The sequence below is a fragment of the Sulfuricurvum sp. genome (genome assembly GCF_049277495.1).
Lineage (GTDB): Bacteria > Campylobacterota > Campylobacteria > Campylobacterales > Sulfurimonadaceae > Sulfuricurvum.
The window spans coordinates 1-21,642 of sequence record NZ_JBASYM010000039.1 but is presented as its reverse complement, the minus strand read 5'-3'; the positions used below and the strand labels follow the sequence as shown (position 1 = coordinate 21,642).

General features: G+C 45.2%; 24 protein-coding genes. 15 read left to right on the top strand and 9 right to left on the bottom strand.

Annotated elements, in window-relative coordinates; translation table 11 throughout:
* The 8 genes from WAO38_RS07770 to WAO38_RS07735 form a co-directional block, all read left to right on the top strand.
* Window positions 1-1,228, top strand: a 1,228-nt coding sequence (locus WAO38_RS07770; RefSeq protein WP_422235936.1) for a hypothetical protein, incomplete at its 5' end; no start/stop codon positions are given.
* A complete protein-coding gene (locus tag WAO38_RS07765) occupies window positions 1,225-1,854 on the top strand; it encodes a hypothetical protein (protein ID WP_422235935.1) in 630 nt (209 codons plus the stop codon). The genes WAO38_RS07770 and WAO38_RS07765, both read left to right, overlap by 4 nt.
* The gene (locus WAO38_RS07760) at window positions 1,851-2,198 is read left to right on the top strand and encodes a hypothetical protein (RefSeq protein ID WP_422235933.1); all 348 of its coding nucleotides are present in this window, start codon (window positions 1,851-1,853) and stop codon (window positions 2,196-2,198) included. The genes WAO38_RS07765 and WAO38_RS07760 overlap by 4 nt, the downstream gene beginning before the upstream one ends.
* Entirely contained in the window at window positions 2,195-3,709 is a 1,515-nt protein-coding gene (locus tag WAO38_RS07755; protein WP_422235931.1) for a secretin N-terminal domain-containing protein, read from the top strand. The genes WAO38_RS07760 and WAO38_RS07755 overlap by 4 nt, the downstream gene beginning before the upstream one ends.
* A gap of 2 nt (window positions 3,710-3,711) precedes the next feature.
* On the top strand, window positions 3,712-4,506 hold the full coding sequence (locus tag WAO38_RS07750; protein ID WP_422235929.1) for an AAA family ATPase: 795 nt from the start codon (window positions 3,712-3,714) through the stop codon (window positions 4,504-4,506).
* Entirely contained in the window at window positions 4,499-5,248 is a 750-nt protein-coding gene (locus WAO38_RS07745) for a tetratricopeptide repeat protein (protein WP_422235927.1), read from the top strand. Before WAO38_RS07750 ends, WAO38_RS07745 begins: the two co-directional genes overlap by 8 nt.
* Window positions 5,249-5,258: 10 nt before the next feature.
* Window positions 5,259-6,935 (top strand): GspE/PulE family protein, encoded by a 1,677-nt coding sequence (locus WAO38_RS07740; RefSeq protein WP_422235925.1) that lies wholly within the window; start codon window positions 5,259-5,261, stop codon window positions 6,933-6,935.
* A complete protein-coding gene (locus tag WAO38_RS07735; RefSeq protein ID WP_422235923.1) occupies window positions 6,936-8,174 on the top strand; it encodes a type II secretion system F family protein in 1,239 nt (412 codons plus the stop codon).
* 85 nt (window positions 8,175-8,259) lie between these two features.
* Here WAO38_RS07735 and murG read toward each other — a convergent pair whose 3' ends face one another.
* Window positions 8,260-9,285, bottom strand: a complete 1,026-nt coding sequence (murG, locus tag WAO38_RS07730) for an undecaprenyldiphospho-muramoylpentapeptide beta-N-acetylglucosaminyltransferase (RefSeq protein ID WP_422235921.1) — start codon at window positions 9,283-9,285, stop codon at window positions 8,260-8,262.
* Window positions 9,282-10,460: an FtsW/RodA/SpoVE family cell cycle protein gene (locus tag WAO38_RS07725; protein ID WP_422235920.1), complete on the bottom strand. Its 1,179-nt coding sequence runs from the start codon at window positions 10,458-10,460 to the stop codon at window positions 9,282-9,284. The genes murG and WAO38_RS07725 overlap by 4 nt, the downstream gene beginning before the upstream one ends.
* Before the next feature lie 124 nt (window positions 10,461-10,584).
* Here WAO38_RS07725 and flgB point away from each other — a divergent pair, with 124 nt between their 5' ends.
* Genes flgB through WAO38_RS07705 form a run of 4 tightly spaced genes read left to right on the top strand, consistent with a single transcriptional unit; the run spans window position 10,585 to window position 13,642 of the window.
* Entirely contained in the window at window positions 10,585-11,010 is a 426-nt protein-coding gene (flgB, locus tag WAO38_RS07720) for a flagellar basal body rod protein FlgB (protein ID WP_422235941.1), read from the top strand.
* Between the two features lie 10 nt (window positions 11,011-11,020).
* Entirely contained in the window at window positions 11,021-11,515 is a 495-nt protein-coding gene (flgC, locus tag WAO38_RS07715; protein WP_422235939.1) for a flagellar basal body rod protein FlgC, read from the top strand.
* A 16-nt stretch (window positions 11,516-11,531) separates the two neighbouring features.
* Entirely contained in the window at window positions 11,532-11,834 is a 303-nt protein-coding gene (fliE, locus tag WAO38_RS07710) for a flagellar hook-basal body complex protein FliE (RefSeq protein ID WP_422235918.1), read from the top strand.
* A 14-nt stretch (window positions 11,835-11,848) separates the two neighbouring features.
* Window positions 11,849-13,642 carry a peptidoglycan D,D-transpeptidase FtsI family protein gene (locus WAO38_RS07705; RefSeq protein ID WP_422235916.1) on the top strand — a complete coding sequence of 598 codons (1,794 nt, stop codon included), beginning with the start codon at window positions 11,849-11,851 and terminating at the stop codon, window positions 13,640-13,642.
* Here WAO38_RS07705 and WAO38_RS07700 read toward each other — a convergent pair.
* Both WAO38_RS07700 and panC read right to left on the bottom strand, forming a co-directional pair.
* Window positions 13,620-14,153 (bottom strand): hypothetical protein, encoded by a 534-nt coding sequence (locus WAO38_RS07700; RefSeq protein ID WP_422235914.1) that lies wholly within the window; start codon window positions 14,151-14,153, stop codon window positions 13,620-13,622. The genes WAO38_RS07705 and WAO38_RS07700 overlap by 23 nt on opposite strands.
* Window position 14,154: 1 nt before the next feature.
* A complete protein-coding gene (panC, locus tag WAO38_RS07695; RefSeq protein WP_422235913.1) occupies window positions 14,155-14,976 on the bottom strand; it encodes a pantoate--beta-alanine ligase in 822 nt (273 codons plus the stop codon).
* A gap of 59 nt (window positions 14,977-15,035) precedes the next feature.
* Here panC and prfB point away from each other — a divergent pair, with 59 nt between their 5' ends.
* Complete coding sequence (gene prfB, locus WAO38_RS07690; RefSeq protein WP_422235911.1) at window positions 15,036-16,142, top strand: peptide chain release factor 2; 1,107 nt, start codon at window positions 15,036-15,038, stop codon at window positions 16,140-16,142.
* Window positions 16,143-16,145: 3 nt separating this feature from the next.
* Here prfB and WAO38_RS07685 read toward each other — a convergent pair whose 3' ends face one another.
* Entirely contained in the window at window positions 16,146-16,478 is a 333-nt protein-coding gene (locus tag WAO38_RS07685) for a hypothetical protein (protein WP_422235909.1), read from the bottom strand.
* A gap of 53 nt (window positions 16,479-16,531) precedes the next feature.
* On the opposite strand from WAO38_RS07685, the gene WAO38_RS07680 reads away from it, so the two are divergent.
* On the top strand, window positions 16,532-17,245 hold the full coding sequence (locus WAO38_RS07680) for an arginyltransferase (protein ID WP_422235907.1): 714 nt from the start codon (window positions 16,532-16,534) through the stop codon (window positions 17,243-17,245).
* A gap of 2 nt (window positions 17,246-17,247) precedes the next feature.
* On the opposite strand, the gene WAO38_RS07675 is transcribed toward WAO38_RS07680, so the two are convergent.
* Entirely contained in the window at window positions 17,248-17,799 is a 552-nt protein-coding gene (locus WAO38_RS07675; RefSeq protein WP_422235905.1) for a cytochrome b/b6 domain-containing protein, read from the bottom strand.
* A gap of 66 nt (window positions 17,800-17,865) precedes the next feature.
* Here WAO38_RS07675 and WAO38_RS07670 point away from each other — a divergent pair, with 66 nt between their 5' ends.
* On the top strand, window positions 17,866-18,477 hold the full coding sequence (locus tag WAO38_RS07670; protein WP_422235903.1) for a fumarylacetoacetate hydrolase family protein: 612 nt from the start codon (window positions 17,866-17,868) through the stop codon (window positions 18,475-18,477).
* A 39-nt stretch (window positions 18,478-18,516) separates the two neighbouring features.
* On the opposite strand, the gene fusA is transcribed toward WAO38_RS07670, so the two are convergent.
* The 3 genes from fusA to rpsL all read right to left on the bottom strand — a co-directional run bounded on the left by fusA (window position 18,517) and on the right by rpsL (window position 21,598).
* Window positions 18,517-20,601, bottom strand: a complete 2,085-nt coding sequence (gene fusA / locus WAO38_RS07665) for an elongation factor G (protein ID WP_422235901.1) — start codon at window positions 20,599-20,601, stop codon at window positions 18,517-18,519.
* Window positions 20,602-20,675: 74 nt separating this feature from the next.
* Window positions 20,676-21,143, bottom strand: a complete 468-nt coding sequence (gene rpsG / locus WAO38_RS07660; RefSeq protein ID WP_422235899.1) for a 30S ribosomal protein S7 — start codon at window positions 21,141-21,143, stop codon at window positions 20,676-20,678.
* A gap of 74 nt (window positions 21,144-21,217) precedes the next feature.
* Entirely contained in the window at window positions 21,218-21,598 is a 381-nt protein-coding gene (gene rpsL, locus WAO38_RS07655) for a 30S ribosomal protein S12 (RefSeq protein WP_294894172.1), read from the bottom strand.
* Window positions 21,599-21,642: the final 44 nt, after the last annotated feature.

Sequence of the window (21,642 nt, the reverse complement as noted above, 5' to 3'; positions counted from 1 at the left end):
GTATACGATCGATTTCATCCGGCATCCCATTGCCACCGAAGATTCGATTTTGGTTGAGATATTCGCCCTTTCCCATACTAAAGCCGGGGAATATTTTGGTCCGTCCCTCTCTAAATGCGGAGCGATCGATTATATCACTCCCGGATTTATGGTTTATGGTTCACTCTATCCCGTATTAACCGCCAAAAATGACCTGTTCATTTACTGGGGTGAAGAAGAGGCTTACGCTGCTATTTATCAAAATGGACATTATATTGCCCACCGCAGCATCGAAACGCTCGCTTCCATCGCCGTCGACACGGGACTTGATTTACCGAAACTCAAACATTTTCTCTATACCAAAGGGGTTATTGAAGAAAACTACACCTCGGAAGAACTGAACAAATATATTCTCGTTCAAGACAAAATCGGTAAAAATATCGAGCGGATCGTCCACACGATCAACCATAAACGGGGTCTTTTCGGTCTTAGCGGAATCGATAACTGTTACCTCGATACCGAAGGTGAAAGTATTCCCGGATTAAAAGGGGTCTTTAGCGCCTACGGAATCAGTGATGTCACCATCACTGCACTCAAACGTGAAGGATCGGCTCCCTCAGAGATCCATGATGCCCTTTGTGCTGATGCACTCATCGAACCCCGAGAAGGAAGCCTCAACCTTTCGCCTTACTTACGCAAAGCACCCTGGTATCTCAGAGAGAGCGGCAAGTTTTTAGGATTTGTTGGAGGTGCTCTCTTGGTCGTTTTGATTTCATCGGTTAGTATCAGTTGGATGGTGAGCAGTGAAACATCACGCCAAGAAGAACTGACCTTGCAGCTTGAAACCCTTAAAAAAGAGACGACGGCCCTCTCTGCAACACTGAAACAAAACAATACCCTCCTCAAACAGCAACAAAACACTTCCAAAGCTCTCCAAGATGACATTGCCCTTTATCATGGCGCGGAAGAGACGGCGATGCTTATCCATGATATGCATGCTTCACGCCAGCAATTTCTCCTGGATACCACTGCGGAATTGGGACGCTATCGTCTAGGAGCAATGCTTATGGAACAAAACGGTTCCAAAGAGATGAATCTTCTCGTCGTAGCAGACTATCGCAAACGTGATGACATTGCTAAAATGATGAGCGGGCTCTACGCACGCGGCTATCAAGACGTCCAAACCCATGAAATCAAACTCGACAATAACAATACGACCTATAACAGTCTCGTAAAGGTGACGCGATGAACGATTTAGACGTGCAGCTCGAAAACCTCGACGAACAGCTGCTATCGTATGAACCAAACCAACGATGGATGATCAGTATCGGCAGCGCACTGGGTATATTAGTCATGGGATGGGTATTCTATCTCTCCGATACTCTGGAGGAATTAAATACGCTCCAAGAGCAAAACAGTGCACTGGTCACCCAAATCAGCGACAATTCGCCTGAAGCCTACCGTGCAAAAATCTCCCAAAGTACAACGGCTCTTATAAAAGAAAAATCGCATACGGCTTCTTTGGAAAATGAAAAACAAGCCCTTATTCAGGAAATGTCTTCGTCCCAAGGGCTCTTGTTTGACAATCGCCATTATGCGAAAATGTTGGATTTTCTTCTGGAGCGTTCTGTCCGATTGGGTCTTAATATAGAGCTTATGGAATCTGTGGATACCGATAAAGTCTTTTTCGGAAAAGTGACCCAATTTAAAAAACTGACCATCACCGGGACAGGAAATTTTCGATCTATCGCTGATTTTTTAACCTTTATCGAAGCACAAAAAACTTTGGTTGAAGTTCAAAGCGTTAAAATCCGCTCCGACGAGGAGAAACCCCGCTTTGAAGCAGTTATCCTCTATATGGGGGTTGCTCTGTGAAAATAATTCCGATATGGATCATGTTGCTGTTGGGTACGACGCATTTGATGTGCGGACAGATGTATGACCCGTTTCAAAAGACTTCCAAACCTAAGGCATCTGCGGCAGGGCTTCTTCCTCCTCCTGCGATGACGGCACCGATACCGGCTCCGACTGTCGTCAGTGCTGTCATGAACAATAAAGCATTTATCAACGGACATTGGTACGGTATCGGTGATAAAGTCAATAATCAAGAAGTGACCTATATTCAAAATAATTTTGTCGGTCTAAAAGAGGGCAATCGCCTCACAATGATCAGTGTCGGTTCAACCCGTCACGTACTCGGTACAAAGGATGTCCCATGAAAAAAATCTTTTTATTTCTCTTTTTAACGCTAACCTTTTTACAGGCACAGGACTGCGAAAACAAACGCTTTAGTCTAAGCGCCTACCAAAACCGGGGATCGGCGCTTACCCTTATGGATTTAGTACGTGATGTTGCCCAAACATGTAATGTCAGTGTCGTTTTCGAAGACAATAAAGCACGCGAACGTCTCTCTCAGCCGCTCGACATGGTCAACATCCAAGACTATAGTGTTTCCGAACTTTTTGCCTTTATTTTTGATGACCATAACCTTTATTACGATTATGACAAGACCAAAGGAATCCTCCGCGTTTCCTACACCAAGACCGTCAATCTCAATATCGATTACATCAATATGTCTCAGCTTATTACGGAATCGACAAAATCGATTACCGTAGGACCCGGTGCGAATACAGGAGTAGCAACCAATAGCGGTTCAAACAGCGGCGGCTCATCATCTAATAGCGGATCGTCAAGCTCTAATAACAGCTCCGGCAGCGGTTCCAATACCGATTACACCAACGTGCGGGCCATTTCGACCTTTACCTTTTGGGACCAAATGCGCGGACAAATCCAGCAAATCTTGCAGGTCGATGAAGAGTATAACGAAGCAATCAATAAAACTTTTGTCAACCGGGATGCGGCCATTATCAGCATCACCGGCACCAAACGGCAAATCGACTCCGTGAAACGCTACCTCGCAAAACTCGAATCACGGATGCATGCCCAAGTGATGATTGAAGCGCATTTAATCGAACTTACCTATAATGACTACAATACTACCGGGGTCAATTGGAGTAATTTCAGTCTTTCTCTTGCCGGGAACTATGCCAACAGCTATAATAATATGGGAGTCGCCCATCCGGTTTACTCATTCGGCGTCAACTTTGATCCGTTGGGACTAATCGATTTTCTCAACCGCTATGGAGATGTCGAAATACTCTCCAATCCAAAAGTCCTCACTCTCAGTAACCAGCCTGCCGTGATTAACGTCGGCAAACAGCTCAGCTATCTTTACCAAAACGGCTCTATCGCCTCATCCGATACACAGATTGCGGCAACAACGACCAATACCTTAGGATCCGTATTTGTCGGACTTACCCTGAATATTATCCCGGAAGTAACCGATGACGGGTACATCGTTATGCGGATCAATCCCGTTACCAGCGAATTGCTAGGGGAAGATATTAATGCTTCAAGCATTATGGGATCGAGCGAAGTAAGCAGTACCAATCGTACTATGCCTCCCGATACCCGTGTCAAACAAATGACTTCCATCGTTAAAGTGAGAGATTCCCAAAATGTCCTTATCGGAGGGCTTATCGAGAAAAAAACCTATAACTACGATAATAAAGTTCCTGTTTTAGGTGATATTCCATTTTTAGGCCGATTATTCCATGGAACAAGAGCATCCACCCGCAAAAGTGAACTCTTTATCCTCATCACCCCGACGCTGATCAAACAAGATGTCTTCCCATCTATCGATGATGCCATCTTAAAACGGTTTAACTGATTATGTCCAAGTGGCTTGAAGCGGCAGACCGATTCGAAGAGCGGCGTGATTATAAAGATTATTTTGAAATGCAAAGCGCACTCGGGGCAATAGGGAAAATCCAGACCCTCCTAGATGGAACTTTTCGTCAACTCATCTTTCTGATCGGCGAACCGGGGAGCGGGAAAACATTTCTTCTCAATCTTCTCTACAACCAATGGGCAGATAAACGCCATATCGTTCTCCTCGAAACCCCGTTTTTAACCCCGCTAAATCTTCTGTATCAATTGATTCGTCATAAAGGCTTAAAACCAGAAGGGGATGATATGGAGCTGCTCCGGCTTCAGGTAACCGAACTTTATGCCTCATCAGACCATCTCATTCTCATCGATGAAGCGCAGTTGCTCAGTACCGAAATGCGGGAATTTATCCGGATATTGAGTGATTCCAAAGCATTTTGGTTTCTTCTTGCAATGCACCGAAGCGAGGGAGAAGCAATCTTGCGCGCTCCCCATTTCAAAAGTCGTCCCCATCGCGTTGTCGAACTCTTTCCTCTCACTGCCGTTGAAGCCAAAAACTATATTCACCGGGAACTGATCCATATGGGATTTTCTGAAATTATCGATGAGCTTAACCCTAAACTCATCGCCAAAGCCCATCACCTGAGTCAAGGAAATTTTCGAAATTTTAAAAAACTTTTTTACCACCTTTTCAACCTGTTGCACTTTACCAACACGTACAACAAAACCAAATATCTCCGTCCCTCTTCGTGCACCCTCACGATGGCAGCGATCAATGCGGAGTTACTCAATGATTGATAATTTCGAGCACCTCGTAGCACGCTGCGAAGCAATGCGCCGCCGACGTATGATTCGCCTCTCCTTGATGATCGTGGGGACTCTCTTATTTATCATTGCCGGAATATCCGGTTATACGATGTGGCTCGATACACGAAATCCGAGTGTTCCGGCCGTCAAAAAGACCCAAGCATCCTCAATGGTAGAAGCCAACACGACCCTTTCCGAACCTTTGGCCGTTCACGAAACCAATCAAACGGCTCTGTTAAACAGCACACCAATAATTACTCCGGCTGCCGTACAAGCTACCGCGCCAACGGTTGTTTCCGCTCCGATCAAAACTTCAGTGGCCACGGCACCTGCCCCCACAGCACGCCCTGCAGAAATTAAACCTGAAGTGATCCTGCCGATTGCAGATACAGCGGCACCGGGTCCAAAAAGCAGCCGCCTGTTTGAAGTCAATACCCAAAGCTACACGAATCCCGTTGATGCCTATAAAAGTAATCCGAAATATGAAACCGCCCTTGCGGCAGCCCGTGATTTTTATGCAAAAGAGAACTTTGTAGAAGCGGCAAACTGGGCAAAAAAAGCCAATCAGCTCAATCGTGAAGATGAAGAAGCATGGCTTTTATATGCCAAATCATATTACGCTCAAGGGCGTAAAAACGAAGCTATCGGCATTTTAGAACTTTATCTCAATTACAAAGATTCTAAAGCCGCATCCGAACTCATTCGGACGTGGAAACTAACTCGCGCAAACTAGGGAGAAAAAGATGATCCGACAACAAGTACGATTGGGAGATTTGCTCATCGCAGAGGGGCTCATCACCTCCGAGCAGCTCGATCACGCCCTTCAACAACAAAAAGAATCCGGATATACCAAAAAACTCGGAGAAGTTTTAGTTGAGGAAGGGATGGTTTCGCATAAAGAGATGGCGCTACTCCTCTCACAGCAGCTCAAGATCGATTTTGTTGACCTCTACGGCGAGAAAATCGATTTTAACTCCTTGTCCAAATTTTCGATCTCTTTACTCACTGCCGCTAAAGCTATTCCCTTCAAAGAAGATGAAGATTATGTCTACATCGCGACCTCTGATCCTCTCAATTTTGATGCTCTCGAAGCATTAGAACGTAATATCGCCACCAAGCCCATCAAAGTCTTTCTATCACTGGTTGAAGACATCGGCCATATTTTCCAGCGTCTAGAAATTATCAAAAAAACCCAGAGTATTGCCGCTGAAGTCAAAAAAGAGATTAATAACGAAGGCTCAAAAGGGGCTGAGGGAGATGCAAGTGCCGTTATGCAGCTTATCAGCCTTATTATCAAAGATGCCATTTTACGACGCGCGAGCGACCTCCATATCGAACCTGAACTGCGTTCAATGTCGGTGCGGACACGGGTTGACGGGATCTTGCAGGAAACCTTTGTTTTTGATCTGGATATATACACGGCCCTCTCTTCGCGGATCAAACTTTTGGGTAATCTTGACATCTCTGAACGGCGTAAAGCGCAAGACGGACGGTTCAGTCTGGATGTAGCGGGGGGGAAATACGATTTTCGTCTTTCTACCACTCCAACACTCTTTGGCGAGTCGATCGTTATGAGGATTTTGGATCAGCAGAAAATCCTTCTTAAACTTCACGAACTCGGATTTGAAGGTCGGAATTTAGAAAAATTCAATGAGATCATCCATGCACCCTTTGGAATTGTCCTTATTACCGGACCTACCGGAAGCGGTAAAACGACTACCCTTTATGCTGCTTTGAATGAAGTAAAAAGTATTGAGAATAAAGTACTGACCATTGAAGATCCGATCGAATACCAGCTGCCGCTCGTTCAGCAGGTACAGGTCAACGAACGGGTTGGATTCGGCTTTCTCGAAGCCTTAAAATCGTTCTTGCGCCAAGATCCCGATATTATCCTCGTCGGGGAGATCCGAGATTTTGAAACCCTCAACTCTGCAGCCCAGGCATCTCTCACCGGACACTTGGTTTTCTCGACACTGCATACCAATGATGCTCCGAGTGCCATCGGGCGGATGGTGCAAATGGGATTGCAGTCGTATTTGATCGCCGACTCGCTGGTCGGGATCGTCGCCCAACGATTGGTACGTAAAATATGTACCGAGTGCAAAGCAGAGATCAAACCTCATAAAAATCTTCTTCGCCGTATAGAACGGTGGCTGAGTGAAGATTCGAAATTTTATGCCGGTAAAGGGTGCCCGAAATGTAACAACACCGGCTACTCCGGACGGCTCTTGATTTCAGAAATCCTCATGGTGAATGAGACCATCGCTAAAATGGTTGCCGATGAATCCTCAAAATATGAGATTGCCCGTTACGCCCAAGAAAATGAAGGTTTCGAACCGATGATCGTGGATGGGTTAAGCAAAGTTCTCCGAGGTATCACAACCCTTGAAGAAGTACTTCGTGTCACCAAGGAAGTGTAGGTGAAATTCTTCCGAGTGCGTTATAAACAGGGGAAGCGAAAGTTCACTACCACAGTGGAAGCTGCCCACAAAGCCGAAGCACTCAAATATTTTCGACATCAGTCCCTCGGAGTTCCTACCGAGGTAAAAGAAATTTCTGAACCCTGGTCCATGAAGATTGACCGCTTTAAAAAACGTTTTACCAATCCGATCCAGAATCGTCGGGTCAAAGATGATGCCTACATCACTTTTTTAGATCAACTCTCAACAATGCTCGATGCGGGAATGCCGATCAATCTCTGTCTGGCCGAGAGTATCACCGATACGCATGATCCTATGATACGGGCTATATTTACCGAAGTTTTACGGGACATCGAAAGCGGGCTGAGCCTCAGCCGCTCGGTCGTCAATTTTCAGCAGCAGCTGGGGACCCTATCTCTTTCAATGTTTGAACTCGGAGAGCAGACAGGGACACTCAGCAGTGCCATCGGAAAGCTTTCCGCTATTTTGCAGCAAATCTTCGACAATCGCCAGAAACTTAAAAAAGCAACACGCTATCCCCTCTTTATTCTGATTGCGATGAGTATTGCGTTTACCGTTGTTATTACCTTTGTCGTTCCGCAATTTCAGTCCTTTTTCGAAGAGTCCGGGATGGAGCTCCCCTTCCCCACCAAACTCCTTTTATGGACGGAACATGCAATCAGCACCCATGGTCCCTATATCCTAACGGGTGCGATTATCCTGTCCGTAGCGTTCAGCTATGCTTATGCCCGCAACCCTGCGTTAAGACTTAAAACCGATCAATATTTGCTTAAAATTTATATCGTCGGAAAAGTAACCTATTACGCGATGATCGGCCGTTTTATCTATCTGTTTAATGTCCTGACGGACGCAGGAATTCCTATGATCGATGCACTGGAGATTGCTATGGGGGTTGTTGAAAACAGCTATATTAAACAAGAGCTGCAAAAGATTCCCGTGGCGATTGAAGACGGACGCTCACTGACTCAAGGATTCATCGAGAGCGGTCAGTTTGAGGGGATGATTCTGCAAATGATTAAAGCCGGCGAGAGCAGCGGATCTTTGGGAACGATGCTCGGGAAAGTGAATAAAGTGTATAATAGCCGCTATGACTATATTGTCGATAATGTTGCTACCTTAATCGAACCGATTTTGATTGCTGCTATAGCCGGATTTGTACTGGTATTGGCACTCGGAATCTTTTTACCGATGTGGTCGATGGTCGATATCGCAGGATAAATAATGGAACTTGAAACCGGTACAATCACTGTTGCTATACTGAGTACGATTATTCTCGCATTCGGGCTCTGGATTATCCATAAAATTACAAATATTTAGACTTCTCTTCAATTTTTTCGATGATATGTGCCGCTCCATGAGGGAGAATCAACGTGGATAAAACCTTGCTTTTGGAAGCAATATCACTCATAATGGCCGCTTTGAGCTTATCCGCAATTCCCTCACCCTGACGTTCGCACCAACCTGCATTATGCTCGATGATATAGCGTGCATTATGGTACTGATGATCTGCCGCCGCATGCGGAAACGGGATATAAAATGCCGGAACCCCTGCCGCACACAACTCCCACAGCGTACTCGCACCGGATCGGCTGACAGCAAAATCGCTCCGCTCGATCAGAGAAGCGATTTGGGTTGTAAAACCGTAAACCTCCGCATCAATAAAGAGCTCCGCATACGCCGCTTTGACCCGTTCTTCTTCTTTGATCCCGCACTGATGGAGAATATGTATCCCTTTTTCATTCAGCCACGGAGCGATTTCGAGAGCAAGATCATTAACAAACTTTGCCCCTTGCGATCCCCCTAAAAAAATGATCGTTTTAACCTCGTTCCGCTGCCTTGCATTTTGAAAATAACGTCCGTTGACCGGATAGTCGCAATGATTTTCTCCCTCTTCATACGAGCTGTAAAATCCTTGGGCATACGGTCTGAGGAGACGGTTCAATTTTCCCGTAACCGCATTTTGCTCATGGATATAGAGGGGAACTTTACTCAGCAATGACGCCAATGATGCCGGAGCTGCCGAAAATCCTCCGACACTTACAACGGCATCCGCTTGAAACTCATGGATGATTCCCCGGGAAGTGATGACAGCCTTGAGAATTTTCCATAATGCTCCCAGCTTTCCGAACCCTTTTTTATTGACCACACCGGTCGTGTCCAAAAAATGGGTCTGTTCAAACAGAGTACTCTCACCGAACCACTGCCGATCTTGTCCCGACGTGGAGCCGATAAACATCACTCGATGACCTCTCTCTCGTGCGGCCTCCGCCAATGACAATGCAATAACGAGATGCCCTCCGGTTCCGCCGCCGGTAAACAGAATATTCATTTTTTATCACCTGATTTGTATACAATTTTTTTCGAGAGCATCAGAACCATTCCGATCCCGATTGCCGATGCCATCATCGCCGATCCCCCATAACTTAAAAAAGGTACCGAGATCCCTTTGATCGGGGTTAGTCCGCTAATCCCGTACGCATTGACCATAAATGCAAACGTAATCAATAACCCGACACCGAGACTGAATAAATAGGCGGTATCGTTGTGCGAGCGATTCGCTATTTTAAAAAGACGATGGAGCAGCATGATAAAAATAAGGGTAACCACAAATACACCGATAAATCCGAATTCCTCCGCAATCCCTGCGAGGACAAAGTCGGTATGAACCTCACTCAGAAAACCGAGTTTGAACGTACCGCCACCCAGTCCGGTACCAAAAATCCCCCCATTATGGATAGCGTTGAGCGAGTGTCCTATCTGATAAGCTTCCTCCGCATTGTCAATCCGGAGATGTTTCGCGATCGATTCAGGGAAAAAGGCCAGAATCGTACTTTGCGCCGATGCCCACCAGGACAAAATACGATTAATACGGTGCTCAGACGTGATGATGAAAAAGAGGAAAAAAGAGACCGATCCCCCTATCAGTGTCATGAAAAAACGAAAACTGCTTCCCGCGAAAAAAAGCATAAAAGCGAGCGTCAGCGCCAAGACGATAACCTGCCCCAAATCATTTTGCAAAAAGGCGATCAAAAACATCACCAATATAAAAATAGCCGCGTACGGGGAAAAGCGTTTAAACTCTTCCATTACCCCCATATTGTCATGATGACCAAGCTTGCGGGAAAAACTCCACGCTAAAAAATAGACGAAACCGATCTTGAAATATTCTACCGGTGCCAGTGAAAATCCAAACAATTTAATCCAGCGTTTGGCTCCGCCCACTTCGCTGACCAGTGAAGCAGGAAGAAAAGGCATGACCATCATCAAAAATATCCCGCCAAAAAAGAGGGTTAATCCCAGACGGTGGAGCCAAACATCCGGATCGAGCTGCGCGAGTACCCACATCAATAAAATGGAAATGACCCCAACGATCAGTTCACGTAAAACGAAATGAAAATCGTTGTATTCAAATAAAATAACCGTATAGGCTGAAAGGGTATACGAACATATAATTCCTATCGTAATCAGTGCAGTTGTTAATAGAAATAATTTTTTATCAGGCATTTTTGCGCTTATAATGTATAATTTCTAGAAGTATATCGTTCTTTGAGAAAGAGTTCGATAAAAAGAGATTGGAATGTTTTTTGCTTTAGGTAATAAATATTGCAAGAAGGGGTAAAAAGTGGGAATCAATATTTCGCGGGCACATGAATTGATGAAAAGCGCGATGGATTATCGTGCTGCACGTCAAGATATGATTGCCGGAAACATTGCCAATGCCGATACCCCGCACTATCGTCCCAGAGATATTCGGTTCGAAGAGGTACTGGAACAAAAAAGTGCCTCTCTGTTCGCCGACAAATCACAGACATTGCAGATGAGCCAGACTAATGGAGCGCATCTCAGCGCATCGGAGGGTACCTCATCTGCAAAACCGACCACCTTTTTCCGCGACGGACATATGGCCCGTAACGATGGAAACAGTGTCGATTTGGATGTTGAAACGTCAGAAATGGCGAAAAATTCAACGATGTTCAATGCGCTTACGGCAGCAATGAAAAAAGATTCCGCAATCTTCAAAAGCGTCATTGACGCTTCCAGCAAAACATCGTAAGGAGTAAATGATGGCTTTTTTAGACAGTTTTGATATCAGTGGTTACGGACTTTCAGCTCAGCGGGTTCGTGTTAACACCATCAGTTCCAATATTGCTAATGCCCAGACTACCCGCACCGATGAAGGCGGACCTTACCGCCGTCAAGAAGTTGTCTTTAAGGCCATTGATTTCAACAAGATGTACAATAAAGCACTCGAAAATGAAACCACTGCACTAGGCTATAGCGATCCGTTGAAAGAGGGATTGGCAGGGCTAAAACCGAATCCGGCAATCATGAGTGTTGTTGTGGATAAAATTACGCGCGATGATGCGGCGCCTAAAATGAAATTTGATCCTTCGCACCCTGATGCGGATGCGAATGGATACGTTGCCTATCCAAATATTAATCCTGTGATCGAAATGGCCGATTTAGTAGAAGCAACACGATCTTATCAAGCGAACGTAGCCGCGTTTGAAAGCGCAAAAAACATGGCCTCCAGTGCCATCAGTATTTTACAAGCATAATGAAGGATAGACCGTAATGGCCAATATTCAATCGATTAAATCTCTTTCCACCGCCGACTTACTGGCCAATAAAAGTGCCAACCCGACAGAGGGAAGCAGTACTGATTTTGCGCAAGAGCTCAAAAATGCCCTTGGCAATGTCAATCAAATGCAAGTAGAGAGCGAAAAAGCAATGAGTGATATCGCAACCGGTTCGGTAAAAGATCTTCATCAAGCCGCCATTGCCATCGATAAAGCTGAAATCAGTATGAAACTGATGCTTGAAGTACGGAATAAGGCGTTGAATGCCTATAAAGAAATCACCCGAACGCAAATGTGATTTAGCCTTAAATCATGCGTCATTCCAATAAATCAAAAAAGATACTTGCCCTTTTTATCGTATTAATGTTCGGTTTTATCATCTTTTTGATGGTAATGTTCTACACCGCACTGCACGATCGGGATATCCCCTCTATTTTCTCCGAAGATACGGCAAAAGCACAGCGCGGATCTATTGTCAGTGCCGACGGATTTCATATTGCCACTACCCAAAAACTGTATAAAGCAGTCGTCAATACCCGCAATATCGATCCGAATAAAGAAGAACTCTTTATTCAGCTTTTCAGCATTTACAGCGGAATTGATCCGGTCGAAATTCGCCAGCGTCTCCATACCCGCAAAGGCTCCGTGACCCTCAGTTACCATATCAGTCCCAAAGAGGCCATGTACCTCAAAACTCTCGGCTTTGAGCTGCGCCGCCTTGGGGTATTTATCGAATATGAAACTGCTAGCGGTGACCGTATTTTGCAAGGGCTCAATATTATTGAGAGCGGTGAAGCACGTATATACCCTTATGGCAAACTTCTCACCCCGTTATTGGGATATCCGCGTAAAATTGAAGAAGAGGGGTACACCCGCGTGTACGGGATCAAAGGATTAGAGAAATTTTTTGATGAAGAGCTGAATCCCCAGCAAAACAAAACACAAAAAGCGCGTCGTGATGTCAACGGCTATTTGATCCTCAACAAACAAAGCGATTTTAAACGTCAAATCAACGGCCTCACCGTCAAGCTCAATATCCCTATCATGCTTCAAGCACGTGTCGAAGCGATCACCGATCGGATCAAAGACCAGCTCCAAGCCGATGAAATCATTGCCACCGTTATGGATTCCAGAACCGGTAAAATCATCACTTTAGCCAGTTCAAACCGTTTTGATCCCAGCCATATTCGAACGTCGGACTATCCTTCACTCAATACCAATGCCATCGAATACAGTTATGAACCGGGATCGGTCGTCAAACCGATTATTTTTTCACTCATGCTCGATCGAGGCCTCATTAACCCCTACGATATGGTCGATGGACATAACGGGCGCTATACGATGGGACGTAAGACGATTGTTGATGAACACCCTTTTCATCTGATCAGTGCGGAAGACGTCATTGTCCACTCCTCCAACATCGGTATTGCCCAATTGGCGCAGAAACTCAACGGTGTGGAATTTACCGAAGGGCTTGAACGATTTGGATTTACCCATTTTAGCGGTATCGATCTTCCGTATGAAAAACGCGGATCGCTCCCCTCCTCCACACAGCTCAACAATTACCTCTATAAAGCCATTACCGCATACGGTTACGGCATGCGTGCCAACGCTATGCAGCTGGTCAAAGCATTTAATGTTTTTAATAACGGAGGAAAATTGATCAATCCAATGGTCGTCGACTCTCTGATCGATGACAACGACCGTGCCATTCCGATGCAGGTGCAAGGTCCGATTCAGGTCATCTCTCCCGCTACGGCAGAGCGCATGAAACAAATCCTCATTAAAACCGTCAACGAAGGGACAGGAACGGTCGCAAAAACACCGGGGCTCGAAGTAGGCGGAAAAACAGGGACCGCACACATAGCCAAAAACGGAGGATACAGCAACAGCTATCACACCTCATTTATCGGATTTGCCAATGATAGCAAACATCACTATACCATCGGAATTATGGTGAACAATCCGCGTACCGTCTATTTTGCCTCTATAACTGCCGTACCGGTTTTTAAAGCTATTGTAGACCTGATGGTCGAAGAAAAATATCTGCTGCCCGATCCGGTAGCGGCAGCGGCAACGCAAGTTACCCCTTCAGAGCACCTTTAAGCGATTTTTGGACGAGCTTGGTCGTCTCTTTTTCAAAAGGGTAGTGTTTTTCTATCCCCCATACTTTAATGACGGCATCCCCTCTAACGACCAGCTTCCGTTTCGATTGCACGATTCCCAGAACGCGTTCCGGCGTTAATCGTTCCGGTTCGATACGAAAAGTCAACGGGATGATTTTCTGAGTTCCGGACGCTATCACCAGCGGCTTTAACAGTTCTGTTTTTGCTTCACCCTGAGCAAGGATCTCTTCTCCATCACGCAACGTATAATTCAGAGAAACCAAAGTAATATCGCTGTGCCATTTATTCACGACTTTAACATCGGTTCCGATACAAATAGCTCCTCTCTCTACCGGTGCGCCAATAAGGGCCAATACCCCTAACATCACTGTATTTGAGGAACTTTCCAACCGGATATTTCCCTCCGGCTGGATCAAAATGTCTTCTCCCATTTTAGGAGCGCACCCTGTTAATAAAATAGCCGCGATACCAATCGATAGATACTTTTTCATCTTACATCCACATATTATCTATTAATCGGGTCGTCCCGACCCGTGCCGCGACCAATACGATCGTGTCCCCGATCACTACCTGTGCAAGCGATTCAAACCGCCGGTTTACGACAGCAACATATTCCACATCAAGCGGGGTAAGGATCTCTTCCATCGCTCTCTTGATCTCCTCGCTCACCAAATTCCCCTGCATCACCATCTTGGTAGCCTTTTTAAGGGCTGCAGAGAGCTTAAGTGCCTCTTGCCGCTCAACGGTATTCAGATAGACATTTCGGCTTGATAGAGCCAATCCGTCACTCTCTCGTACCGTATCCATCGGAATGATCTCAACATTCATAAAAAAATTCTCTGCCATCTGGGTAATGAGGGCCAACTGCTGAGCATCTTTTTTTCCAAAATAGGCTCGCGTCGGACGAACAATGTTGAAGAGTTTCATTACAACCGTCAATACACCGTCAAAATGACCCGGACGCGATGCACCTTCGAGAATATAACCGCGAACATCCGGGGCGAGAATCGATACTTCATCTTTTCCATACATCATATCCGTATCGGGATAAAAAAGGATATCGACTCCGCTCAGTTCACAGATTTTAAAATCGGCTTCTTCACGGCGGGGATATTTACTCAAATCCTCTCCCGGCAAGAACTGGGTAGGATTGATGAAAATCGAAACAACGACATATTCATTATTTTTACGTGCCGCTTCAATCAGCGTGCGATGACCGATATGCAATGCTCCCATTGTCGGAACAAAACCAACCGATCCCTTTGTTGTATCGAGCACTGCTCGAAGTTCGGAAACGCTGCGTGCGATAATCATCGTTTTAGCCTCTATAGAATATAATTGCCATTATAATATATCAGAAGGTATTCCTACTTATGGATCATTACGAATATACTGAATTACTGAAAACATTAACGACTAAAATGCAAAACGTTACCGATGTTGTCCGACCGAAAGAGATCAAAGAGCGTCTGGGCGAAATCGAAGCACTTGAAAACTCTGACGGATTTTGGAATGATGCCGCCAACGCGGGAGTCATCCAAAAGGAAAAAACCCAGCTTGAACGCCGTCTCGCCAAATATTCCAAAACCTTCCATACCCTCGGCGATGCCGTCGATTTATATGAAATGGCCAAAGATGAAGGGGATGAAGAGACGATCGAATCGCTTTTCGCCGATGCGGGAGAACTGGAAAAACAGGTCAAATTGATGGAGGTCGAGGTACTCCTCTCCGGCGAACACGACAGTCATAATGCGATCGTCACCATTCACCCGGGTGCGGGGGGAACCGAATCCCAAGACTGGGCTTCCATGCTGTTGCGTATGTACACCCGATGGGCAGAGCGGCACGATTTCACCGTCGAAATGCTCGATTACCAGTCAGGGGAAGAGGCAGGAATTAAAGATGCCGCAATCCTTATCAAAGGGGTCAATGTCTACGGCTACCTCAAAAATGAAAACGGTATCCATCGTCTTGTCCGCATCAGCCCTTATGATTCTGCAGCCAAACGGCATACCAGTTTTACCTCGGTTATGGTCTCTCCTGAACTGGACGATGATATCGAAATCGAGATCGAAGACCGCGACATCCGTATCGATACCTATCGTGCATCGGGTGCCGGGGGACAACACGTCAATAAAACCGAGTCAGCCATCCGGATCACCCATATCCCTAGCGGTATTGTCGTTCAATGCCAAAATGACCGTTCACAGCATAAAAACAAAGCGACCGCCTTTAAAATGCTTAAATCCCGTCTCTATGAGATGGAATTGGATAAGCAAAAAGCGGCAATCGACGGTGTCGAGAAAAGTGAAAATAGCTGGGGACATCAAATCCGTTCTTACGTCCTCGCACCGTATCAGCAAGTCAAAGACACCCGCTCAGGGATTCCGTACTCCAATATCAGCAATATTCTAGATGGTGATATTGACGAATTGGTCGAAGGGGTTCTTATCTCCCTCAGCCGAAAAGAAGAAGAATAAGTTTTATTCTTCTTTCTTTTTCGTAATCAATCCATACACCAAAAATCCGATTCCCGCCAAAACAACAAAAATCAGCGTATAGCGTAAATGTTCTGCCTGTTTCTCTTTATACGCTTTCATGATAGGACTCTCTGCGGGTTGTTGAGGCGTGACGGCACCGCCGCTCATACGCGCTTCCATTGCCTCCACTTTTTGAGTATATGCTTCCTCTTCACTCACGACAGGTGTTCCTCTATTATCCCAAAACAACATTCCTAAAGCTATAAGGATCAACACGCCCCCTGCGCTAAGTGACAGACGGCGCTGATGCTTATGTATCCATTCTTGTATTTTCATATCATTCTCCCATTACAGCATTATTTTACGGAACTTATGGAAAAATCCCTCTTATGAATGTAATTAAAGAGTGCGCCCTGCACGAACCTTGTGCCTATATCAGCGGAAATTCCCAAAGCATCCACTATAAAATCATTCAAGAGTGCACGACATCCGAGTGCGAAGCGCTTATTTTACGGGGATGGAGACGGTTCGGGTCAATGTACTTTCGTCCCATTTGCTCAGAATGCCGCGCTTGTGAAAGTCTTAAGATCGATGTTGTAAACTATCATTTCAGCAAATCCGAACGACGAATCTTCCGAAAAAACAGCCATCTTACAACCATTGTTCGCCATCCTACCCTCACGTATGATCATCTTAGCCTTTTTGACAGCTATCATCGCTACAAACATGATACACGCAACTGGGATGCACCCAAAACAGATCCTAAGAACTATTACGCATCCTTTGTTCAGGGACATGGCGAGTTCGGCTATGAAATTCTCTATTTTGATCAGAATAAACTGATCGCCGTAGACTTGGTCGATATTCTGAACGAAGGGATCAGTTCGCTCTATTGCTATTATGATCCGGAGTATGCATCCCAGTCACTCGGACGCTATACCCTGCTTGAGCAAATTGCTCTTGCACAGCGATTAGGCCTCAAATGGATCTATCTGGGATATTATGTCGAAGAGTGCCAAAGTCTTTCCTACAAGGCTGCTTATCAGCCCTCATTCAAACTCCAGGGAAGACCCGAAGAAGATGAACACGCTATTTGGACATAATTTTATTCCCGCCCGTTGATCATCCGCGAGACGAGTCCGTCTTGATCATTTTTTTCAGCAAGAACAACGCCGATGATATGAACCGCCATAAAAGCAAACAGGCTCCAACCAAGATACATATGAACTGTCTCTACCGCATCCTTCGCTGAGCCTGCAAGCTTCCAGTAGAGAGTAAGACCGCTGAGAGACATGATCGCCAAAAGCAGATATACCGCCTTATAAAGGGTATAGACCTTCTGCATTTTTGGATTTGCATCAAATCCGAATCCGTTCTTCATAACCATAACGATCCTCCATACCAACAGTATCGCAACAGTGATTCCCAGATAAATATGCCAATCCCACATAGGACTTCGGACTGCTTTACCGATCAAAACCGCCTGCTCATCCGTTATGACGGTACCGATTTCGGCAAGTTTTGTTTGAACAATTGTACCGATCTGTGATTTGTGCATGACACTCTCACGCAATACGACGGTGATGAATAGCCCAAACATGGCAATAGCCTGTAACCAATGCCAAATCCGGAATGAAGATGAAAATTGACGATGCATGTGAACTCCTTTTTTATACGTTATCATACCGTGAACCTTATTGTAAAATATTAATCTGGGATTAACATGAATACCGTTAACTATAATTCTTCTCTGCCTTGCCCTTCCAAAGTCGTCTGTATCGGACGCAATTATGTCGAACATATCCATGAACTGAATAATGAGATTCCCTCATCCATGGTCGTATTCAACAAGCCCAACTCTGCCATCACGGACACTCTCCGTTTTATAACCCCGGACACCCGCTTTGAAGGGGAGATCTGTTTTCTGATCATACAAGGGGAGATTGCCGGAGTAGGATTCGGGCTGGATCTCACCAAAGCGGAACTTCAAAATCATCTCAAATCCAAAGGGCTCCCATGGGAACGGGCCAAAGCATTTGACGGGTCTGCCGTATTGGGTCAATTTGTGCCGTTTGAGGGACCACTCGAATCGCTCCGAATGACACTTCATATTAACACGCACCTTATTCAGGAAGCGACCTATGAACTTATGATCTACAAGCCTCAGGAAATGATCAAAGAGATACAAAGTTTTATGACGTTAGAGGATGGTGACATCATTATGAGCGGAACGCCAAAAGGGGTCAATACCTATCAAGTCGGAGATATATTTCACGGGAAAATTTTTAGTGGCGATGAACTGATTGTTGAGAGTAGCTGGAGTGTCCAAGAGTAAAAAGAAAGGGAGATGCCCGAGGGCATCTGGAGAGTTAACTTAGCTGTTACGCTTTTTGATAATCTCTTCGGCAACGTTACGAGGAACTTCTTCATAGTGATCGAATTCCATAGAATAACTTGCACGTCCTTGTGTTGCTGAACGAAGGTCAGTTGAGTAACCGAACATTTCAGACAACGGTACGAACGCATCAACAATTTTGTTACCAGAACGGTCACCCATGTTGTTAACTTGTCCACGGCGACGGTTAAGGTCACCGATAACGTCACCCATGAAGTTCTCAGGAACTTCAACTTCGACTTTCATCATCGGCTCAAGGATTGCAGGGTTTGCTTTACGAGCACCCTCTTTGAATCCCATTGAAGCAGCGAGTTTAAACGCCATTTCATTCGAGTCGACCTCATGGTATGATCCGTCATACAATGCAACTTCGATATCTTCGATCGGATAACCCGCGAGAACACCTTTTTGCATTGCTTCTTTACACCCTTTTTCAACGGCAGGAACGTATTCTTTTGGAATAACCCCACCTTTGATTTCGTTGTGGAAGATATAACCAGTTCCAGGTACGCCCGGCTTAATACGAAGATATACGTGACCGAATTGTCCACGTCCACCTGATTGCTTCGCGTATTTGTACTCTTGCGTTACTTCCGAACGGATTGACTCACGGTATGCAACCTGAGGAGCACCGACTTCCGCTTCAACTTTGAACTCACGGAACATACGGTCAACAAGGATCTCAAGGTGAAGCTCACCCATACCGCTGATGATTGTTTGTCCTGTCTCTTCGTCAGTGTGAACACGGAAAGACGGATCTTCCGCAGCGAGTTTTGCAAGAGCAATACCCATTTTTTCTTGGTCAGGTTTCGTTTTAGGCTCAACCGCAACCGAGATAACCGGTTCAGGGAAGTGCATACGCTCCAAAATTAGGCGATCGTCTTCTGAACATAAGGTATCCCCTGTTGTTGTATCTTTAAGACCGACAACTGCACCAATTTCACCAGCGTAAAGGGATTTAATCTCTTCACGTTTGTTTGCGTGCATTTTAACGATACGTCCGATACGCTCTTTTTTACCTTTGATGGTATTGTAAGCATACGTACCAGATTCAAGAACACCACGGTAAACACGTACGAATGTCAATTGACCTACGAACGGATCCGTCATGATTTTAAATGCAAGACCGGCGAATGGAGCATCATCACGTGATTCAACTGCTACTTCAACCTCTTCATCGTCTTCTTTTGTTCCTGTAATCGCAGCAACTTCAAGTGGAGACGGAAGATAATCAACAACAGCATCAAGAAGAGTCTGGACACCTTTGTTTTTAAACGCTGTACCACAAGTCATAGGGATGATTTCCATCTTCAAACAACCCGCTTTAATCCCGCGCATGATTTCTTCGTTACTAAGTTCGCCCTCTTCGAAGAATTTCTCCATCAAAGTATCGTCGCCCTCAGCCGCCGCTTCCATCATTTGTGCACGGTATTTATTGGAAAGTTCTACCATATCAGCAGGAATTTCTTCTTCATGGTAGCTTGAACCCATAGCAGCATCTTCATCCCAAAGGATAGCTTTCATCTTAACGAGGTCAACAATCCCTTTGAAACCGTCTTCAGCACCAATTGGCAACTGTATAGCGATCGGATTAGCTTTTAGACGTGCACGGATTTGTTCTTCAACGTTATAAAAATCGGCACCGGTACGGTCCATTTTATTAACGAAAACCATACGTGGTACGCCATAACGGTTTGCTTGACGCCATACAGTTTCTGACTGAGGTTGAACACCGCCAACTGCACAGAATACGGCTACAGCACCATCAAGTACACGCATAGAACGCTCAACTTCAATGGTGAAGTCAACGTGGCCCGGAGTGTCGATGATGTTGATTTGTTTGCCTTGCCATTCACATGTTGTCGCAGCAGAAGTAATCGTGATACCACGCTCTTGCTCTTGCTCCATCCAGTCCATGGTTGCAGCACCTTCATGTACTTCACCGATTTTGTGTGATACACCGGTGTAGAATAGGATACGCTCAGTTGTTGTCGTTTTACCCGCGTCAATGTGTGCCGCGATACCGATGTTTCTAACGTCTTCTAATTTATGGGATCTTGCCATGATAATAGCCCTTAAAGAGTTTTTGAATGTGGGGAAAGATAGCCTAAAAAGGCTATCAAAAGGTTACGAATATCTTACCAGCGATAGTGAGCGAACGCTTTATTCGCTTCAGCCATTTTGTAAGTATCTTCTTTACGTTTGAATGCTGTACCTTTGTCGTTTGCTGCATCTGATAATTCATTTGCCAAACGCTCTGCCATCGTACGCTCGTTACGTTTGCGTGCCGCATCGGTTAACCAGCGGATTGCAAGTGAAAGTTGGCGTACAGGACGAACTTCTACTGGAACTTGGTAGGTCGCTCCACCCACACGGCGGCTTTTTACTTCGATTACCGGTTTGATATTTTCGATCGCAGCGTTGAACACTTCGATACCGGTTTTTTCACCACGTGAACCCATGATATCCAAAGCACCATACATAATTTTTTCTGCAGTACTTTTTTTACCGTCCCACATAATTTTGTTGATGAACTTTGTCAAAATTTTACTGTTGTGAACAGGGTCAGGCATAATTTCGCGAACGGGCGCTTTTCTTCTTCTCATAATGTTTCCTTCAATGTTTGTTTCATTTACTCAAAAAACGGTCATCATAAACCGAGTCTTGTCAGGTTAAATGATTATTTTTTAACCTTAGCTTTTTTCGTTCCGTATTTAGAACGAGATACTTTACGGTCTTTAACACCCGCAGTATCAAGAGCACCACGTACGATATGGTATTTAACCCCTGGTAAGTCTTTTACACGACCACCACGAACAAGAACGATAGAGTGCTCTTGCAAGTTGTGACCCTCACCACCGATATAACTAATAACTTCAAACCCTGAAGTCAAACGAACTTTAGCAACTTTACGAAGCGCCGAGTTCGGTTTTTTAGGGGTTGTAGTATATACACGAGTACATACACCACGACGTTGTGGGCATGACACCAAAGCGGGTGATTTTGATTTTTTCACTACCGCTTGTCGCTCTTTACGAATAAGTTGGTTGATTGTTGGCACACAATCTCCTTTGTTGAAATGTTCCAGTAGAATTTTAATCCGCT

What these genes read in the sequence shown, in the direction of transcription:
- panC (WP_422235913.1), bottom strand. Translation starts at nt 14,976, where the DNA reads ATGATTATCGCACGCAGCGTTTCCGAACTTCGAGCAGTGCTCGATACA.
- flgC (WP_422235939.1), top strand. Translation starts at nt 11,021, where the DNA reads ATGGCTTTTTTAGACAGTTTTGATATCAGTGGTTACGGACTTTCAGCT.
- prfB (WP_422235911.1), top strand. Translation starts at nt 15,036, where the DNA reads ATGGATCATTACGAATATACTGAATTACTGAAAACATTAACGACTAAA.
- WAO38_RS07740 (WP_422235925.1), top strand. Translation starts at nt 5,259, where the DNA reads ATGATCCGACAACAAGTACGATTGGGAGATTTGCTCATCGCAGAGGGG.
- WAO38_RS07700 (WP_422235914.1), bottom strand. Translation starts at nt 14,153, where the DNA reads ATGAAAAAGTATCTATCGATTGGTATCGCGGCTATTTTATTAACAGGG.
- WAO38_RS07685 (WP_422235909.1), bottom strand. Translation starts at nt 16,478, where the DNA reads ATGAAAATACAAGAATGGATACATAAGCATCAGCGCCGTCTGTCACTT.
- rpsG (WP_422235899.1), bottom strand. Translation starts at nt 21,143, where the DNA reads ATGAGAAGAAGAAAAGCGCCCGTTCGCGAAATTATGCCTGACCCTGTT.
- fusA (WP_422235901.1), bottom strand. Translation starts at nt 20,601, where the DNA reads ATGGCAAGATCCCATAAATTAGAAGACGTTAGAAACATCGGTATCGCG.
- WAO38_RS07705 (WP_422235916.1), top strand. Translation starts at nt 11,849, where the DNA reads ATGCGTCATTCCAATAAATCAAAAAAGATACTTGCCCTTTTTATCGTA.
- WAO38_RS07750 (WP_422235929.1), top strand. Translation starts at nt 3,712, where the DNA reads ATGTCCAAGTGGCTTGAAGCGGCAGACCGATTCGAAGAGCGGCGTGAT.
- WAO38_RS07675 (WP_422235905.1), bottom strand. Translation starts at nt 17,799, where the DNA reads ATGCATCGTCAATTTTCATCTTCATTCCGGATTTGGCATTGGTTACAG.
- WAO38_RS07755 (WP_422235931.1), top strand. Translation starts at nt 2,195, where the DNA reads ATGAAAAAAATCTTTTTATTTCTCTTTTTAACGCTAACCTTTTTACAG.
- WAO38_RS07765 (WP_422235935.1), top strand. Translation starts at nt 1,225, where the DNA reads ATGAACGATTTAGACGTGCAGCTCGAAAACCTCGACGAACAGCTGCTA.
- murG (WP_422235921.1), bottom strand. Translation starts at nt 9,285, where the DNA reads ATGAATATTCTGTTTACCGGCGGCGGAACCGGAGGGCATCTCGTTATT.
- WAO38_RS07670 (WP_422235903.1), top strand. Translation starts at nt 17,866, where the DNA reads ATGAATACCGTTAACTATAATTCTTCTCTGCCTTGCCCTTCCAAAGTC.
- WAO38_RS07680 (WP_422235907.1), top strand. Translation starts at nt 16,532, where the DNA reads ATGAATGTAATTAAAGAGTGCGCCCTGCACGAACCTTGTGCCTATATC.
- WAO38_RS07725 (WP_422235920.1), bottom strand. Translation starts at nt 10,460, where the DNA reads ATGCCTGATAAAAAATTATTTCTATTAACAACTGCACTGATTACGATA.
- fliE (WP_422235918.1), top strand. Translation starts at nt 11,532, where the DNA reads ATGGCCAATATTCAATCGATTAAATCTCTTTCCACCGCCGACTTACTG.
- WAO38_RS07745 (WP_422235927.1), top strand. Translation starts at nt 4,499, where the DNA reads ATGATTGATAATTTCGAGCACCTCGTAGCACGCTGCGAAGCAATGCGC.